The 821-nt window shown below is 68.5% G+C and carries 1 protein-coding gene; it reads right to left on the reverse strand.

The window, feature by feature from the left end:
• Positions 1-821 (reverse strand): DNA topoisomerase (locus APY03_RS44145; RefSeq protein ID WP_232324341.1); only part of this gene is annotated, 821 nt, incomplete at both ends.

Consider the following 821-nt stretch of genomic DNA (forward strand, 5'->3'; position numbering starts at 1 on the left):
TGCCCTTCATCGCCTTGACCAGTTCGCCCTGGGTATAGAGCTTGGGCGGCATCGTCTTGAGGGCCTTGATGTCGGCCCCGGCGACCTGGCATGCCATCCCGTCACACAGCGCAGGCAGCACCTGGCTGCGCGCAGATGCGTCGCCATCTTCGTCGGCGCTGCCTTCACGGTCGGGCTCGGTCAGCACCAGGCGCCAGCCCCGGGCGACGACCTGCTTGCCCGTGGCCACCAGCTTCTGCTGGCCGCAGGAGAGATCCGCCACGGTGCGGTCGAACTCGTGGTGCGGGAGGAACTGGGCCAGGTAGTGCGCCCGGATCAGCCGGTACACCGCCTGCTCCTTCTCGCTCATGGCGGAGAGGTTCGCGGGTTCGAGCGTCGGGATGATGCCGTGGTGCGCCGTCACCTTGCCGTCGTTCCAGGCGCGCGAGCGTTGGGTGCGGTCGAGCTGGCCCATGATCGGCGCCAGCGTGGGATCGGTTTTGAGCAGGCTGTCCAGGACCGTGGGCACCTCGGCGAACATGCTTTCGGGCAGGTAGCCGGAGTCCGAACGCGGGTACGTCGTAGCCTTGTGCGTCTCGTACAGGGCCTGGGCAATTTCCAGCGTCTCCTGGACGTCCAGCCCGAGCTGCTTGGAGCACACCTCCTGCAAGGTGCCGAGGTCAAACAGCAGCGGCGGACCTTCGCGCACGCGCTCGGTTTCGACCGACACCACCTGGGCACTGCCCGCGGCGCGGATCTGCTGCGCGGCATGCTGTGCGACGGGCTGCTGCAGGCAGCGGCCGGCGTCGTCGGTGCTGGCATCGGGTGCCACCCACTGCGCG

The sequence above is a fragment of the Variovorax sp. WDL1 genome, from assembly GCF_001541225.1.
GTDB lineage: Bacteria > Pseudomonadota > Gammaproteobacteria > Burkholderiales > Burkholderiaceae_C > Variovorax.